Here is a 15,522-nt window from a genome sequence, read left to right on the forward strand (position 1 = left end):
GAGGATGCTCCTATTGCTGCGGTCGCAAGTCCCTCTCGTTTCCATGTTCATTATGATCATGTTGCTCCCTGGGGTCGTTATGGCCTCGGTCTTTATCGGCCCAAATAGACCATTGCAGGCACCAACTCAAATTCATGTGGCTGTAGTCGGTGGCGACCAAGCACCCTCCATTCTCACGGCTCTGGAATTGGATCAAACCGCTATCTCGGTCTCAGACTTTAGCACTATCAATTCGGCGGTCTCTGCGACAGGGATTGATACTCTTCTAATCGTTGATACGCCTATGGGGCCGTCCGATATGTCGGCATTGCAGACCTTTCTGTCAGCAGGTCATGGACTGATGATTTTTCTCGGTCCTCGCATGACTGCAAATGGTACAGGTCTTCAAGAACTTGGAGTGACAACTAGCAACGTCATGAAGGTCAACACTGGTCGTGGTGGAGTCATCACACGAATGGTAAACAAGACTCATCCTGTCATGGGTTTTGACTGGTCCTCTGCACCACCTACTGATCGGATCACAGTTCTTCCAGCACTTGGCCCCAATGCTCATGTTCTCTTAGCAAATGACACGGGATTTGGGACATATAGTTCTCCGCTCTTGGTCTCCGTGGATACTGGTGCTGGAGAGGTTCTTGTGTTCACACCATGGCTTATGGTCAATACAACTGCTGGCGAATCACAGATCAATGATGAGTTGACGCTCTGGCCGTACTATAATTATTTTGTATATTCGTCATCGGTCTATCTCTCTGGAGAGTCGCCCTATACCTATGCTGAGTGGGCCTATAGTCCCGTTCCCCATACGCAACAGCAATTTATCATAGGCATATTGGTGTTCGCGATTGGTGCAGTCACCGTCGTCTCGTATCGTAGCATGAAGAAGAAGTCAACCCGTGATCGGCAGGTGCTTTCTGAGATAGAACGAGCGGAATTGCTTGTTGAGACTGAAGAGCAGATTGACGAATGGGAAGAGATCGGCATGCATCGTCAACTAGGTGGTTTTCTCATCCAGCTCTTCATAACACTGCTTCTGGTCATACCCCGAGTTGTTCTTGCCATCATGATTTATCCGCGATTCATCATGCCATTCCCGCAGGCAGCAGGATGGTACTCGTTCAGTGTGAATCTCTTCATGGGTCTATGGACCGTCTTCGATCTCGGAACCAGTGTTGCACTTGCCAAATATTTTGCAGAGTATCGTGTCACTCAGCCCGAGGAAGCGGTCAAGTACGTTCAGATATTTGTCTGGTTCCAGTGCATAACCGGAGTGATCCAGATAACTCTTGTTGCCTTTCTTGGATCGATCATTTTCCCACACACATACCTTGCCCATCTGTCTTACGTCTTCATTGCGCACTCATTATTCCAGTTTCCGGGATTCACCCTGCTCTTCATTCACTTGTTCAGGGGTATGAACCGGATAGATTACCAACAGGTACTAACTGTTGCAAAGTACATCATCTTTGACACACTTGGCCCCTATACTCTGATTCTTTTCTTCCGCTGGTGGGGTGCACATAACCCTATCTTTGGCGAGGCTCTGGGTGCGGCCATCGGGCAGGCCATTGGCTCTTATATTTCAGAATGGATGGTCTTTGGTGTTTCCATCGTTCTCTTCCGTCGGCTGGGACTAAAGACTAGTACACTGTTCAGAATCGACTTTAGTACAGAGCAGATCCGCAAGGCTCTCAAGTTTGGTGCAAAGTGGACGCTCGGTGCAGCCGCAGTACCTCTGGTCTGGTTCTATCAGATGCTCTTGATCAGCACTCATCTGCTCAACTGGTCAGCATTGCAGGGCCAGTACCAGCTCGCATGGGACCTTGCAATCATGGTGAGTGTTGTTGGGCTCTTCATGGAAGGTATGCTTGGCGGTGTGTCCGAGGCATATTCACATGCGAAGAAAAAACTGACAGAACTTTACACCGCTCAGGGTCTCAAATATGGGGCCTTCTTTGTCTTCTGGTTGGTGTCGATGTTAGCAGCCGTTGGTGCAAGAGCAATTCTTGGCGCCGCAGGTGAAGACTGGGCTTACGCCGCAGTGTTGCTCCAGTTCTTCCTGATCTTCCAAGTCTTGGGGTTCTGGAGTTGGCTCGGCGATTGGATGTTTGCAGGTGCAGAGAGAACAGGCCTTGCAGCCGGTGTGTGGATCTTAGAACAATCTATCCGTGCCATCGCCATGACCTTCTTTGTAGTGACTGAGCCTGTGGTATTTGGTATCTATCTGGGCGGGATGCCCGGGATCATCATCGGTTACTGTGTGGGTCTGGCGATCAAAGATATTGTCGCATGGGTTCTGATTCGCCGTACCATCTCTGCCCCGAAATTTTATTTCTGGCAGACTTACGTGGGCCCCGCTATTGCAGCCGTTCTCAATTACTTGGTCCTTGAATATATCGCTCGATTGATCTGGGGTGGCGTTAACGATATTATGACATCAGCGCTCTTGTTCTTCTTGGGCACGCTCCCGTCACTGTACCTGTACTCCTTCATAAGCGGTCTCACCGGAACTTGGGACGATCGTACCATGAGTGAGTTCAAACGCGCTTCGCAAATGGTGCGTATTCGAGGTATCGGTTGGCTTGCACGACGATTCTACGGCTCAGTTGCACTTGGTGCCCGGATATCACCTCTGCATAATAGATTCCCTATTGACATTTATGACGAGGCAATGGCCGAGGCTGAAGAATTGACTCGTGAAAAGAAACGATTGGTCATTTAACAAGGGGATATAGTCATATTAGTTTGATATGTCTTGATGAAACCTGTACACTTCAAGTGGTGAAATTTCGTATGCCCAAAATCGAAGTTCCTTTTATTCATCAGATGAGTGCGGTGGACTGTGTAGTTGCATGTACGATGATGGTTTTGAAGTGGGCGAAATCGGGGCTCTGTGTGAAAAGTCAGTGAAATAGTGATTATGAGAAGCATGAACACCATTTTACATTTGAATCCAAAATTTTTCGGGATCCATTCTGATTTGGACGATCTATGTCTGTGGACTTTTCACACAGCTCCCGAAATCGGAATATGTTGAAATAGCGGAATTATCATACGAAAAACTAATGAAAATACTAGATTGTCAAATTGATGGCACTCCCCTACAGAATATAGAGCTGCTTAATGGTCGTCCCGAATTTAGGCAATTTCCTTATCGGCCAAAATTTACATTTTCGTATGCTACTGGTTTCTCACTTATCCAAGAGGAGATAACTGCTGGTCGTCCGGTTATTGTATATCTGGCCGAGCCACATGATGATTGCGTTATACATCATGCAATAGTAGTCACAGGATATTCGGATGATTTGACTCTTATCCATGTAAACAATCCGTTATCTGATGGGCCTTCTGACATCCCTAGCGGAGCCTTCTTAGAGCTTTGGGGCCACATATTTAACGTACATGTCCGGATACAGGTGACTGAACATCGAGATACGCAACTAACTGATTTTGGAGTGGGTGTCTAATGAACTCAAGAGAGACTATCACCAAGTTTGTCATAACACACTATGGGAATTTAATCCGAAATGACGATCCCACATATGATGAAGTTTCACGTCGTTGGATAGCACGGCTTCAATCTGATTATCCAATTATTATTCATAATGATTTGACCTCCGAAACTCGTATCCGCTTTCTCAAAGTATCTCCACTAGGATACGTTGTATTTAATGAACAGTTTCATCCACATCCTGATTTAATAACTCCGCGTGAAACAATTGTGTCCCGTTTAAGGTCTTATTTGCACATGTGGCGATCATATACCGAATCACTTCTTCTGAGATCATCAGCCGATAAAATTGCGCAACTTCCTGAGGTACTTACAGCACTAAATCCAGTATATGAGATTCTCCTCACATTGTATGAGGAGGAACATGTAAATCTAACAGATTTTAGTATTGAGGGTAAGACAAAGGGCCGAAAAAAGAAGATGCGCAAGTATATTGCTCTTCTACAAGAACTTGAAGTTCTCAGGCCGAGTGACCACTATTATGTGCCGGGAAATTTGTTTGTAATGTTACTTGAAAAACAGCTTAGTTTTGAAAACATCACTACTGCTGTTATGTCTGAGATCTTGAGACGTAAATACGAGTTTCTACGTGAAGTAATGTCCCTTGGAAACCTCGAACGTATAATTCGTGTGGCAAATATTGTATACTACACGGAGTTACATACAAAAAGTGAGGTACCACGATCTTGGAGTACTCTTATGAAAGAATTTTCCTGCGAGTACGACACTAGTATTTCTCCTAGCAGTATCAAGCTTAATTTATATAAATTGGTCAAGGTTGGCGTTATTGGCAAGTCCAAATCACTGTATCACGGTACTAGTGAGCTCCGGAGTAAAATGATTGAAATGTGGGGCAAAAAGCCGTCGCCTGATACTATATGGCGGATACCTAAACTGTCTGCATACTAATAGTACTCGGTTTGTTGTTGAATGCCCATTCCGGATCTTCAAAAACTATTCCGCGGCTTCTTCGGAATAATCTGCATCCTCGGCCTCAGCAAGTTGAGTTTCTCGTTCCATGCGAGTTCTGACGAGTCGAACGACGTATCCTGCAATACGATTTCTGACCTTTTTGCTTTCAACATCCGTATACTGCTCAACAAGCCGTTTGTTGGTCTCAAAATCGACTGTAAACTCGTCTGGATAGTGCTGCAATAGTGACCGAGCAGCGTTCTTTATGTAACCAGGTCTAATACTTCCCAAGGGTCAATCACCATTATTGCCTGTCTGCACCTCGACCTCTTGACTGCGTTTATAAACAATATGGTGGGACTCTATGTTGGGAGTGCTCTTCTCATGGAGTATGTGAAACTTGCTCAGGCGTATGAAACGATCGAATCAACTTCTGGTTCCATCGACAAGATCGCTCTTCTTGCTACGACCTTGAAAGAGGCTGGCCCCTCTGAGGTGGACAAGGTGATTGCCCTGACCATGGGCAAGCTCTTTCCGGATTGGAAAGGAGAGCCTGAGCTTGGAATTGCAGAAAAGATGGCGGTTCAGGTTGTTGCCTCCGCTTCTTCTGTTCCCGAAAAGAAAGTCCGAGAGATGCTCCACAAACGTGGTGATATCGGTGCAGTGGCTGAGGACTTGCTTGGCAAGAGTGTTCAGACTACTCTATGGTCTGATGAGATCACAGTGGAGCGTGTCTTTGATGTACTTTATTCAGTTGCAAAGACCTCGGGCCAAGGCAGCAGCAAAGAGAAGATTTCACTTCTTGTTGGTCTCTTAAGTGAAGCGCAACCTATTGAGGCAAAATACATCATGCGCACAGTTACCGGAGACCTGCGCCTAGGAATCGGTCACATGGGTCTCCTTGATGCATTGGCTATTGCCTTCACTGGTACCAAGGAAGCGCGTGCTGATCTGGAGCGGGCTTTCAACCTGTCAAGTGACTTGGCGTATGTAGCGCGACTGCTGGCGACTGAAGGCATGGAAGCTATCCGGAACGTATCCGTAGAAGTTGGTCGTCCTATCCGTATGATGGCAGCTAAGAAACTCTCTCGTCCTCAGGAGATCATGGCAAAGGTGGGCGGTAAGGCGCTCGTGGAATACAAATACGATGGCGAACGTATCCAGGTTCACAAACAGGGTGATGACGTTGTTCTCTTCTCTCGCCGTCAGGAACGTATCACAAATCAGTATCCTGATGTTGTAGAGTACGTTAAGAAATACGTCCGCGTCAATGAGTGCGTCATCGAGTGTGAATGCGTTGCTATAGATCCCGGAACAGGTGAGATGCGTCCATTCCAAGAACTGATGCGTCGGCGTCGGAAGACAGACATAACCGAGATGACCAAGGAGGTTCCTGTATCACTCTTCTTCTTTGATGTGCTCTATGTTGATGGTCGTGATGTGACCGGACTCCCCATGCTTGAGCGTCGCGCTATTCTTGAGAAGAGTATTGAGTCGAGCCAACATACCCACCTTACTACTGGCGAGGTCACCGACAGTCCTGATCGACTGGAAGAGATCTTCGTGACTGCTCTGGATACCGGGCATGAGGGTGTGATCGCAAAGGCCATTCACGACGGTTCACGGTATCAGGCCGGTTCCCGAAGCTGGCTCTGGATTAAATTAAAGGCATCATACACTGAGGGGCTGTCCGATTCTGTGGATCTCGTAGTTGTTGGTGCATTTCATGGGCGCGGGAAGCGAACTGGTGTCTATGGTACGATTCTCGCCTCCGCCTATGATGAAGATACGGATACTTTTCCGACAGTCTGCAAGATTGGTACTGGGTTCACCGATGATGTTCTTGATGAACTCAAGGCACGGCTTGATCCCATAGTTCTTGAGACCCGTGATCCTCGCGTGATCTCTGACTTGGAGGCTGATGTCTGGTTCGAGCCCAAGTTGGTTATTGAAGTCCTTGGTGACGAGATCACGGTCAGCCCCACCCATCCTGCTGGCAGAGATCAGATTCGTGATGGTGGGTTGGCCATCAGGTTCCCCCGCTTTACTGGCCGGTTTCGTGATGATAAGGCGCCCACTCAAGCAACCACTGTGGCTGACCTGATCGATCTCTTTGAACAGCAGCGTGGTATCTCATGAGTACCACTCTGTATCTCTCATGTTCGTTGGCACTCTCTCCCCCTCTCTTCTTGTGGAGCTGATTTTTCCCCTGTTTTGTAGTCGCGTTTTTCTGTGGCAAAACCGGTGTTTCCTGCTGTATTCTGTATGTAATACATACAGAACATTTTCGTATTATCTCCAGCGTATGTGGGGTACACCAATGCTTAAATGAAAATGCAGTGGAAATAGAGGTGAGTTAGCCTACAGAAAACGAATACGGAGACGCGAATGATGGCCGAAAAAATCAAGCATCACACCCGACCCACCTCAACACTTCAGAAGAGTGCACAGATCTTACATGTGCTCTATGGTCTACTGGATAGTGATAGAGACCCCACTGATGACGATGCAGAGACTCTTCGATATCTCTATTCCAGCTCCTAATCTCATTATGCTCCTCATTTAACATGAGGTCTTCATTCGCTGTCTCAATTGCACCTCCCGGCATTCGAGACACTGTGGGGGCAAAGAAATCTTCAGAATGCCCCCACACCACTTGTTGTGGTATAGTATTTCTACAGGATACTCTTAAGACACAGAATTACAATACACAAAGCGGTGAGTCATATGATTGAGTGGCTTCACTTTGTGTCATCAATGATATCCGCCTCGGTTGCAATAGTCGTAGGATTGATCTTTACATTGGCATATTTGAAGACACGAAGACGAGCACGTCTTCTTTGGGGAGTTGCATTTCTCTTCTATGCGATTGGGCATCTGATTAATTCATGGCTCGTCTTTTGGGAGATATCTATCGAGTCCGGAGTTGGTTTGTTTGCAATGTGGTTGTATGTGAATTTTGGTGGGACTGGCACAATAGGACTCGTACTATTTGCGACACTCTCATTACTGACACAGAAGCGTCAACTATGTTGGATTATAACCTTCTTATTTATGATCATCTATTCTGGTGGTACAACGCTGTTTGCATTTGTGTTACCAGGTGACACTCTCTATGCGTTTTTCAATCCCCTCCAGCATACACCTGTCACCAACATGAGCTGGTGGGTTGTTGTCACCCTTGTTCCTATTGTTCTAGTGATTGGTTCTATCTTTGTGAACCATTATCGTGTGACGGGACTCTCATGGGCGTTATGGATTGGTTCTAGTTTCTTGATTTATGCAGGTCTTCTCTTTATTTGGCCCGTAGTTGAACTGAAACCATTATTCTATATTCTACGTACTGGGTCAGTACTTCTACTAGGTATTGGAGGTATCAAACTATCGCGGCAATGACTAATTTTCGGAGATCCAAACAATGAAGACTGTAACGTTTAATTGTCCTGTTTGTCAAGAAACTCGTACTATTCATGTTGATCTGGCCGACAAACATGGTATTGTTTCAGTTTCAGTTTCACCAGATGAGACCTGTTCACATGCACTTCTTGTCTTTATCGACCACGATCTGACTATTCGTCGTATCCAGAGACTGGATCATATCGCCGATGTTAGTTTCTCTGGGCAATACATGGCTAGGGGTATGAGTCTTCGTGGTTCACGGAGAGTGTTTGGTTCCACGCTAATTGATATCATCGCGTCTATACTGCAAAAGCACATGGTTGTGCTCTGTGATGATGTGGATGTGGCAATGACTCTGTATAACACGCTCGTGAGGATATTTCATGAGCCTCCAGAACTGGGCCGTGACGTGGTGATCATGGATGATTGTGTCGAATCCTCAACCGATTCACTTGTTGTGAATTGCCGCTATTCTGTTGTTGTGAAGGGCAGTGTGGCGACTGGTGCTCACCTGACTATCAAACGATTTGTGGACGAGGCCGTTGCGGTCAATGACAATGAGGCAGCAATTGTCTTTGTGCGTCAGAGACTATCTGCTCTTCAAAAGGCCGCTTCGTACATTGCAGAGATTGTGAGTTCTCGGATGAACGCCCGTGATGCTCTGAAGGCTATATCGAAGGCTACAGGGATTCAATTGAAATATGATGATTTGCATGCGATTTTGCTCATCCTACGTTCACAGGGTCACGGCAAAATTGCCGATCTTATAGTGATGGGTGACCTTGACGGATTCTAGGTCGTTGTGCAAGTTTTTCTCCCTTTGTAATCGTTAGAGTTATATTTCCTCCTCGTGATGAGAGAAATAACTATTCAAAGGCGGGACAAAAAGCTCAAAGAAAATTTGGAACAAGGAAACATCGCTCACCGACCACAAGAGACCCAGTGGGTCAGTGGCCACTGGCAGCTGGAACCGTATCTTTTCGTGCTTTCGGTATCAAGTGTCATCATTAGAGAAGTCTATCTCTTTTACGGCTGTCATATGTTTCACGATCTTATCAATAATTCAGCAGTGAGATGTGAGCCTATCTTCCGCTTTAATGGAGTGTGACAAATATGAATGCAAGTACACCAACATACCCAAGCGAGGCGCCTGTGCTAGTGACCTGTGGACTACCTTATGCAAGCGGACCCATGCATATTGGGCACCTGCGAACGTACGTTCCGGCTGATGTCTTTGTCAGGCTCCTCCGAAAGATGGGCACCGATGTCACCTTTGTCTGCGGGTCTGATACCCATGGAACTCCAATCGTTACTGCTGCTGAGAAACAGGGTGTGACACCTAAGGAACTCTACGCGACCTATCATAGTCACTACCTTGAGATCTTTCCCAAACTGAATATTCACTTTGATAATTACGGCACGACGGATGATCCTGAGAATCATCATCGGACTCAAGAGATCCTAAAGGAACTTGAAAAGAATGGCTACATCTATCCCAAGGACCTTGAGAGTCCCTACTGTGATCATTGTGGGCGGTCACTACCCGATCGATTCGTCAGAGGTACCTGTCCGTACTGTGGTGCAGATGCACGTGGTGACGAGTGCGACCAGGGTTGCGGTCGCTATCTCGAACCCGGTGAGATTCTGAATCCGCGATGCGCCATCTGTGGGTCTCCAACTCGACCGATCACTCGAAAGCATTACTACTTCAAGGTGACAGCGTTCAAAGACTTTCTTGAAGAGTATCTTCAGAAGGTCGATGGCACAAAGAACGCAATGAACTATGCTCTTCAGTGGGTGCGTGAGGGGCTGCAGGACTGGTGCATTACACGAGATCTTGATTGGGGCGTGAGGTTTCCCGGTGAAGATGATTTGACACTCTATGTCTGGTTTGATGCTCCCATCCATTACATCTCAAGTACTGAGGAGTGGGCTGCAAAGACGGGTGACCCTACTGCATGGGAACGTTACTGGCGGCCCGGCGATGGAAAGATTGTCCACTATATCGGTCAGGATATTGTGTATCATCATTGTATCTTCTGGCCAGCAATGTTGAAGGGAAGTGGCTACAATCTCCCCTATGCGTTTGTCGCCTCGGGTATGGTCAAGATCGAGGGCCACAACTTTAGTCGCAGTCGCGGATATGTAGTATGGATACAAGATGAATATCTGGACAAAGGTCTCAATCCGGACTATCTCCGTTACTATATGGTCGCAACCACGGGACAGACACGCGATCTCGATTTCTCATGGGACACATTCCAAGACAAGGTCAATACTGAGCTGGTCGGGGTCTTTGGTAACTTTGTCTATCGAACGCTTCATTTTACGAACAAGCACTTTGGTCAGATTCCTGATGGCGAGGTTTCATCAGACATTCGAGCAGCCATCAAGCATGCCCTCGACACCATTGCATCTGGTACCAACGAGTACGAACTCAAAAAAGTCGCCGATGAGATTCTTCATCTTGCCTCTATCGGTAACGAATACTTCCAGATGAATACTCCATGGTCCCTTGTTAAAGAGGACAAGCCCGCCTGTGGCAAAGTTTTGTATAATGCGGTGGCAATAGTCAAGGCGCTCGCCATACTGATCGAACCTATCATGCCGAGTGTTGCTGAAACCATCTGGGGCCAACTGGGGTCCGAACCAACTTCGATTCATGCGATCCACTTTGATGAGGCACTTGAGCCTCCGAAGATTGGTACACCCCTTCAGAAACCAAGACCCGTGATCGCCAAGGTCGATGACGATCTCTTGGCGGATCTCAAGTCCACAATCGAAGCCCGTATTAAGGAGGCCGAACGTAACGAGCAGGGTGAACCTGAGATGACGACCGTAAGTTTCGACGATTTCAAAAAGATGGACATCCGCGCCGGAACGATCATTGAATGTGAAAAGGTTCCAAAGACCAAGAAGCTCCTGCGTCTGAAGGTCGATATTGGCTCCGAGACCCGAACTATTGTCACGGGCCTTGCCGATCTCTACAAGCCTGAAGAGCTTGAAGGCATGACTGCACTCTTCCTTGTCAATCTCGAACCCAAGAAGCTGGCTGGAATCGAGAGTCAGGGTATGATTCTTGCAATCGAGCATGCAGAGAAGGAAGGTCACTGGATCCCTATTACTGTACAGGGTGTTCCTCCGGGGAGCAAGGTCTCGTAATTTATTTTTTACTCTGGGCGGGAGGTTCCTTCTCCCCTTCTTCTTTCTTCTCAAAGCTGGTCAAGAGAAACTCCCTCATCCCCGCCGACATCTTTGGCAGTGTTTCTGAAGGTTTCTTCTTCACTAGTCTGATCTCATATCCTATTGCAGAAAATGCCTTTTTCACGGACTCGAATTGTTCATGTGTGACCTCAAGTCCGACTCCAAGACGTTTCAGTCTGCGATATCCCACATACGTCAGCCAGAGTGGGCGAATATCGATCGTTTCCTCTTCCTCTCTCGCGTATGCCATTCCCATCTCTTTATCACGCAGTTGTTCAATTGCATCCGCCAATTTCTGTGTGGCTGGTTCCTGAGCTAATCTTTCTGTGTTCACGAAGTGTGTTGGTCCTTCATTGTTCACTTGTATTTCAAGAGGTTCAAGTAATAGATCTCGGAGATACGCCTTCGCCTTCTGAAGCGAGTCTGCGTCCTTTATCAGCTTGAGGTATTGCGAGAGGTTGATATCAAGCATCGAGAACTCTTCTAGTCCGAGGAGTCCAAGTATATGTGCTTGGAACGCAATGCGTTCTGTCTCATTCTGAACATTATCGCAGAATGCATTAACACGGTTCACAAAAGATGACCATTCGTCAATCTTGAACCGGAACCTGACCAGCCGCTTGAGCTTGGACTTGTGTGCCTCGATTCCCTTTGGCCACTTGATGAATTTCGGTATGTAGATCGTTCGCAGTCGGGTCCCTCGGTCGACCTTTATCTTTTCCAATGACGCACAGGCAAATAGTGGTAGGATGTCAAGGACCTTGACTCCAGTCTTTTCCAGACCGATCTCGATCAGGTTCGAAGCTCCTGCTAACGGGGAGAGGTCGAGGCTGGTGAATTGATTCTGGCCCAGTTCGATGAACCGTAGCTTTGCTGCATGAGCTAAGGGTCTCAGATCTATCTCTTGTAGATGATTTTCATCAATACGAATCTCATTCAAAGATCTGCAATCAACAAGTGGCGAGAGGTCGATCTGTTCCAGCTTATTTTTTGATATTATGAGCCGTCTCAGTCGTGGGCAATTGGCAAGTGGTCGAAGGTCAACTTGTATGAGTTGATTGTCGCTCAAATTGACGATCTCCACATTTGTTCCAATACCGAGAGGTGTGAGATCTATTGTTCTCAACTTGTTATGTGCAGCGCTGATCGAGCGGAGAACGTTCGAACATGGGAGTATGAGTTCCTGAAGGGCGTTATGTGACACATCAATTTCCTTGGCGCCCTCATTAGAGTCCAATGGTGCCAAGTCTAATGTTGTGAGCCTATTCCCCGTGAGTGTGAGCCGGAGAAGGAATCGGCACTCCTTGATGGGATTCAGGTCAATGTTGGTCAGTCTGTTCTCGTGAAGTTCCAAGATCCGTAATTGGTTCTTATCACGCAAGGGCGTCAGGTCTATGCTGGTGATCAAGTTCTTTGCGAGGGATATCTCCCGGAGTCTATCACATCCCTTGAGTGGGGATAGGTCGATTGATGCCAGTCTGTTAGTGCCAATTGTGATGACTGTCAGTAATGGACATGACTCTAACGGCCTGAGATCGATTCGTCGAAGCAGATTGCTCTCAAGGCGAAGTTCCCGCAGGTTTGCAAGATTCCTTATTGGTTCTAGTGATATCTCTTCAATTCGATTGTAAGCTGCGTCTATCTGTGCAAGGCTGGCGCAATTTGACAATGGTGTGAGATCAAGTTCTCTGAGTGCGTTTCTATAGAGGCTTAGTCTTTTGAGAGATGGAACCTTGCGTAATTCTGTAAGGTCTATGAACTCGATACCGCTCTCCGCCACACTAAGTGCATTAGCGCTGGTGTCCATTGCAATTTCAATGTTCTCGCCAAATGTCTTGATAGCTTGAATTCTGATCTTTGACATCGGTACGTCAGGCTATATACAATGCCTCTTATCTCATGTGTTGTATTCAATTTTCACGAATTTTCGTTCGGCGATAGCTTAATTAGTAAATGTGCGTTTTAACGGTGGCCGCGTACCTATTTTTGGAGCGGTTATGAGGTTATGAGCGATGAAATTCAGGATTTTCTCCACTTTACTAATCCTAGTACTCTTCCTCGGAATGATGCCAGCCTCCCCGGCAATTCCCACTGCGAGTACTAGTACCACTAATGGAAATACTATGCTTCCGGCTGCATTGCCTGCAAGGAACGTGAGGGTCGCAATTCTATACGATCCCGATAGTTCTGATGCAACTTATGCATCAGTAGGGTCATATTATTCTAATTTCTCCGGGCTCATGAGCCTTCTCAGCTCTGCTGGGTATCAGGTGACCAACATATCCCGGGCAAATTTGGTAGCACATGAATTGCAACCTTCTAATTATGATGTTCTTGTCCTCCCAGATATGGTTCCAGAGGACGATCTTCTTCCAGCCATTCAGGAGTTTTGGTTGGGTGGCGGCGGAATCATGTCCATTGATGGCTCCATCAATGTTCTTACCTATACCGGAATGTTGCCTGCTTCTTCTGCTGGTAATAACGGGTATGGATCCCTCTGGTATTATGGTACCACTGGACTCATGGTCGTACAGGAAGTTGCCCCCCCGACACATTCCTATACTGCCACACAAAAAATAGATGTCACACATACTGGTTTTGCATATTATGATTGGACTGCTCTCACATCGGCTGTTACTGATAACTCTCGGTTGACCCGTCTTCTTGTGAACGATGGCAATTCTAACAAAGTAGGTGGAATTGCCTATGATGGTCGATATCGAGGTGGTCGAATTGTTCAGTTAATCGGTCGAGTCTATGAGGTTGAAGACGTACTCCAACCGATATACATTGATGCTGTTAATTGGTTATGTCCTCGACCACGAGCTCGTATCGCATTCGATCTCAGTCATCAACCATATTATGGTGTTGATGATTGGGATAATTTGACCCATATTAAAGGCAGTTATGAGAATATTCGGGATGCCCTTGTTGTACGAGATTACACTTTCGACAAGATCTATCCCTCTTCGACTGGGAATCTTACCGCTTCTCGGCTCGAGTCTTATGATATGCTGTTTATTAATCTACCAAGGTTTAACTTCACCTCTGCTGAGGTGACAGCAATCCAAGGCTGGATTGACGCTGGAGGTTCCTTACTAGCCCTTGGTGATAGGCCATCCGGTTCCCTCATACAGCCAAATGAGCAGATTAATCGGATAGTTTCGCCTATGGGCATGGCTATCAATGATAGCGTGCTCCTAATTTCCTTGACTGCGGAGCCATTAGCGCATCCAACGACCGAGGACTGCACAGGACTGAACGTCTTCGCCCCTGGTGCTATCAATATTACAACAAGTTCTCCGATAGCATTATGGGAGAAATTTGGTAACATTATTGCAGCAGCAGCTATTCATGGTTCGGGACGGGTTGTTCTTGTCAGTGATATAAACTGGCTCGAAGATAGTCACTTCAGTGATGCCAGCAATCGCAAATTCGGTATTAATGTGGCCAACTGGTTAACGAGTTTCGATGCACCCGTTGTGCTCTACACAACTGATGGGCATGCTCCCTACTACGAAATTTCGTCTGCTGCCCTTGCCCTTAACGAGCTCAATACGAAATATTTCCTTGTCCATTCCCTATACAATCTTGACGAGGCTCTAAAAGCAATGAGTCGATCCTTATTGGTAATGGACCTACCTAATCTTCTCCCTGGGAATTCGACACAACGCGAGCAGACCTTTGAACGCATCAATGAGTATGTTACCGATGGCGGGTTGCTTCTTATGACGACCTATCAGATCGATGATTATCCAACTCTTCCTCTGTGGTCTTCGCTGGGAGTTGCCTATAGTCAGACATTTTCAACTGCGCCGCCACTCTATATGTGGGACGCTGAACATCCTATCTTCAATATCCCCATTGATTTTGGTGTCACTCAATTTGGCAGTAACGATCTATACTTTGATGATGGTGATACAGTTCATGTCTTTGATAACGCAACAGGTCTTGCTGGGCGAACGTCCCTGTCGCAAGAGAACGAGTCATTCATCGTGGTCAGAAACGATGGGCAGACCCTTCTAAATTCGTATATCATTGATGTCCTGAAGGATAACGACAATTCGGGATATGCTGACTCATTTGAACTCTATCTCAATGAGATCGCGTTCATGCTGCGGCCATCACTTAATAGTCCTGCTGATGTTTCCTACACGGCGGGAACAACTGGTCACTCTATTACTTGGTCCGCACAAAGTCACGCTCCCGCATCATACTCTATCACGAGGAATGGAACTGGTATTGTCAATGGAACTTGGACTGGTAGCGATATTACGGTAGACATTGATGGTCTGGCCGCAGGTACTTACGTGTATGTGATCACGGTCACAGATGCGTACGGTGAGACTGCAACAGATACGGTTATAGTCAAAGTTACCAGCGGCGGAATTACGCTACCTGGCGGAATTACGCTACCTACCAATTATCTCATCTACATCTTGATTGGCGTGGCGCTTCTGGTCGTCATTGTCATAGTGATCAAGAAGCGTCGATAA

11 protein-coding genes are annotated in these 15,522 nt (G+C 46.7%); 9 read left to right on the forward strand and 2 right to left on the reverse strand.

Annotated features, from left to right (window positions below; translation table 11 throughout):
- Positions 1 to 13: 13 nt before the first annotated feature.
- The 3 genes from K9W43_06500 to K9W43_06510 all read left to right on the forward strand — a co-directional run bounded on the left by K9W43_06500 (position 14) and on the right by K9W43_06510 (position 4,420).
- On the forward strand, positions 14 to 2,722 hold the full coding sequence (locus K9W43_06500) for an oligosaccharide flippase family protein (protein MCF2136880.1): 2,709 nt from the start codon (positions 14 to 16) through the stop codon (positions 2,720 to 2,722).
- Positions 2,723 to 3,065: 343 nt separating this feature from the next.
- Complete coding sequence (locus K9W43_06505; GenBank protein ID MCF2136881.1) at positions 3,066 to 3,467, forward strand: hypothetical protein; 402 nt, start codon at positions 3,066 to 3,068, stop codon at positions 3,465 to 3,467.
- On the forward strand, positions 3,467 to 4,420 hold the full coding sequence (locus K9W43_06510) for a hypothetical protein (protein MCF2136882.1): 954 nt from the start codon (positions 3,467 to 3,469) through the stop codon (positions 4,418 to 4,420). The genes K9W43_06505 and K9W43_06510 overlap by 1 nt, the downstream gene beginning before the upstream one ends.
- Before the next feature lie 45 nt (positions 4,421 to 4,465).
- Here K9W43_06510 and K9W43_06515 read toward each other — a convergent pair whose 3' ends face one another.
- Positions 4,466 to 4,714, reverse strand: coding sequence for a 30S ribosomal protein S17e (locus tag K9W43_06515; protein MCF2136883.1), 249 nt, complete (start codon positions 4,712 to 4,714; stop codon positions 4,466 to 4,468).
- Between the two features lie 93 nt (positions 4,715 to 4,807).
- Between K9W43_06515 and K9W43_06520 the strand changes: the two genes are divergently transcribed.
- The 5 genes from K9W43_06520 to metG all read left to right on the forward strand — a co-directional run bounded on the left by K9W43_06520 (position 4,808) and on the right by metG (position 10,984).
- A complete protein-coding gene (locus K9W43_06520; protein ID MCF2136884.1) occupies positions 4,808 to 6,562 on the forward strand; it encodes an ATP-dependent DNA ligase in 1,755 nt (584 codons plus the stop codon).
- A 249-nt stretch (positions 6,563 to 6,811) separates the two neighbouring features.
- Complete coding sequence (locus K9W43_06525) at positions 6,812 to 6,967, forward strand: hypothetical protein (GenBank protein MCF2136885.1); 156 nt, start codon at positions 6,812 to 6,814, stop codon at positions 6,965 to 6,967.
- Between the two features lie 183 nt (positions 6,968 to 7,150).
- Positions 7,151 to 7,819 carry a hypothetical protein gene (locus tag K9W43_06530; GenBank protein ID MCF2136886.1) on the forward strand — a complete coding sequence of 223 codons (669 nt, stop codon included), beginning with the start codon at positions 7,151 to 7,153 and terminating at the stop codon, positions 7,817 to 7,819.
- A gap of 22 nt (positions 7,820 to 7,841) precedes the next feature.
- Positions 7,842 to 8,618, forward strand: a complete 777-nt coding sequence (locus K9W43_06535; GenBank protein ID MCF2136887.1) for a hypothetical protein — start codon at positions 7,842 to 7,844, stop codon at positions 8,616 to 8,618.
- Positions 8,619 to 8,935: 317 nt separating this feature from the next.
- Positions 8,936 to 10,984, forward strand: coding sequence for a methionine--tRNA ligase (gene metG, locus K9W43_06540; protein MCF2136888.1), 2,049 nt, complete (start codon positions 8,936 to 8,938; stop codon positions 10,982 to 10,984).
- Position 10,985: 1 nt separating this feature from the next.
- Here metG and K9W43_06545 read toward each other — a convergent pair whose 3' ends face one another.
- Entirely contained in the window at positions 10,986 to 12,890 is a 1,905-nt protein-coding gene (locus K9W43_06545; GenBank protein ID MCF2136889.1) for a leucine-rich repeat protein, read from the reverse strand.
- A gap of 148 nt (positions 12,891 to 13,038) precedes the next feature.
- On the opposite strand from K9W43_06545, the gene K9W43_06550 reads away from it, so the two are divergent.
- A complete protein-coding gene (locus tag K9W43_06550) occupies positions 13,039 to 15,522 on the forward strand; it encodes a hypothetical protein (GenBank protein MCF2136890.1) in 2,484 nt (827 codons plus the stop codon).

The sequence above is a fragment of the Candidatus Thorarchaeota archaeon genome, from assembly GCA_021498125.1.
In the GTDB taxonomy this organism is placed as follows: domain Archaea; phylum Asgardarchaeota; class Thorarchaeia; order Thorarchaeales; family Thorarchaeaceae; genus B65-G9.

Coding starts and splice junctions, on each gene's coding strand:
- K9W43_06505 (MCF2136881.1), top strand. CDS start 3,066: ATGAAAATACTAGATTGTCAAATTGATGGCACTCCCCTACAGAATATA.
- K9W43_06510 (MCF2136882.1), top strand. CDS start 3,467: ATGAACTCAAGAGAGACTATCACCAAGTTTGTCATAACACACTATGGG.
- K9W43_06520 (MCF2136884.1), top strand. CDS start 4,808: ATGGAGTATGTGAAACTTGCTCAGGCGTATGAAACGATCGAATCAACT.
- K9W43_06525 (MCF2136885.1), top strand. CDS start 6,812: ATGATGGCCGAAAAAATCAAGCATCACACCCGACCCACCTCAACACTT.
- K9W43_06530 (MCF2136886.1), top strand. CDS start 7,151: ATGATTGAGTGGCTTCACTTTGTGTCATCAATGATATCCGCCTCGGTT.
- K9W43_06535 (MCF2136887.1), top strand. CDS start 7,842: ATGAAGACTGTAACGTTTAATTGTCCTGTTTGTCAAGAAACTCGTACT.
- metG (MCF2136888.1), top strand. CDS start 8,936: ATGAATGCAAGTACACCAACATACCCAAGCGAGGCGCCTGTGCTAGTG.
- K9W43_06545 (MCF2136889.1), bottom strand. CDS start 12,890: ATGTCAAAGATCAGAATTCAAGCTATCAAGACATTTGGCGAGAACATT.
- K9W43_06550 (MCF2136890.1), top strand. CDS start 13,039: ATGAAATTCAGGATTTTCTCCACTTTACTAATCCTAGTACTCTTCCTC.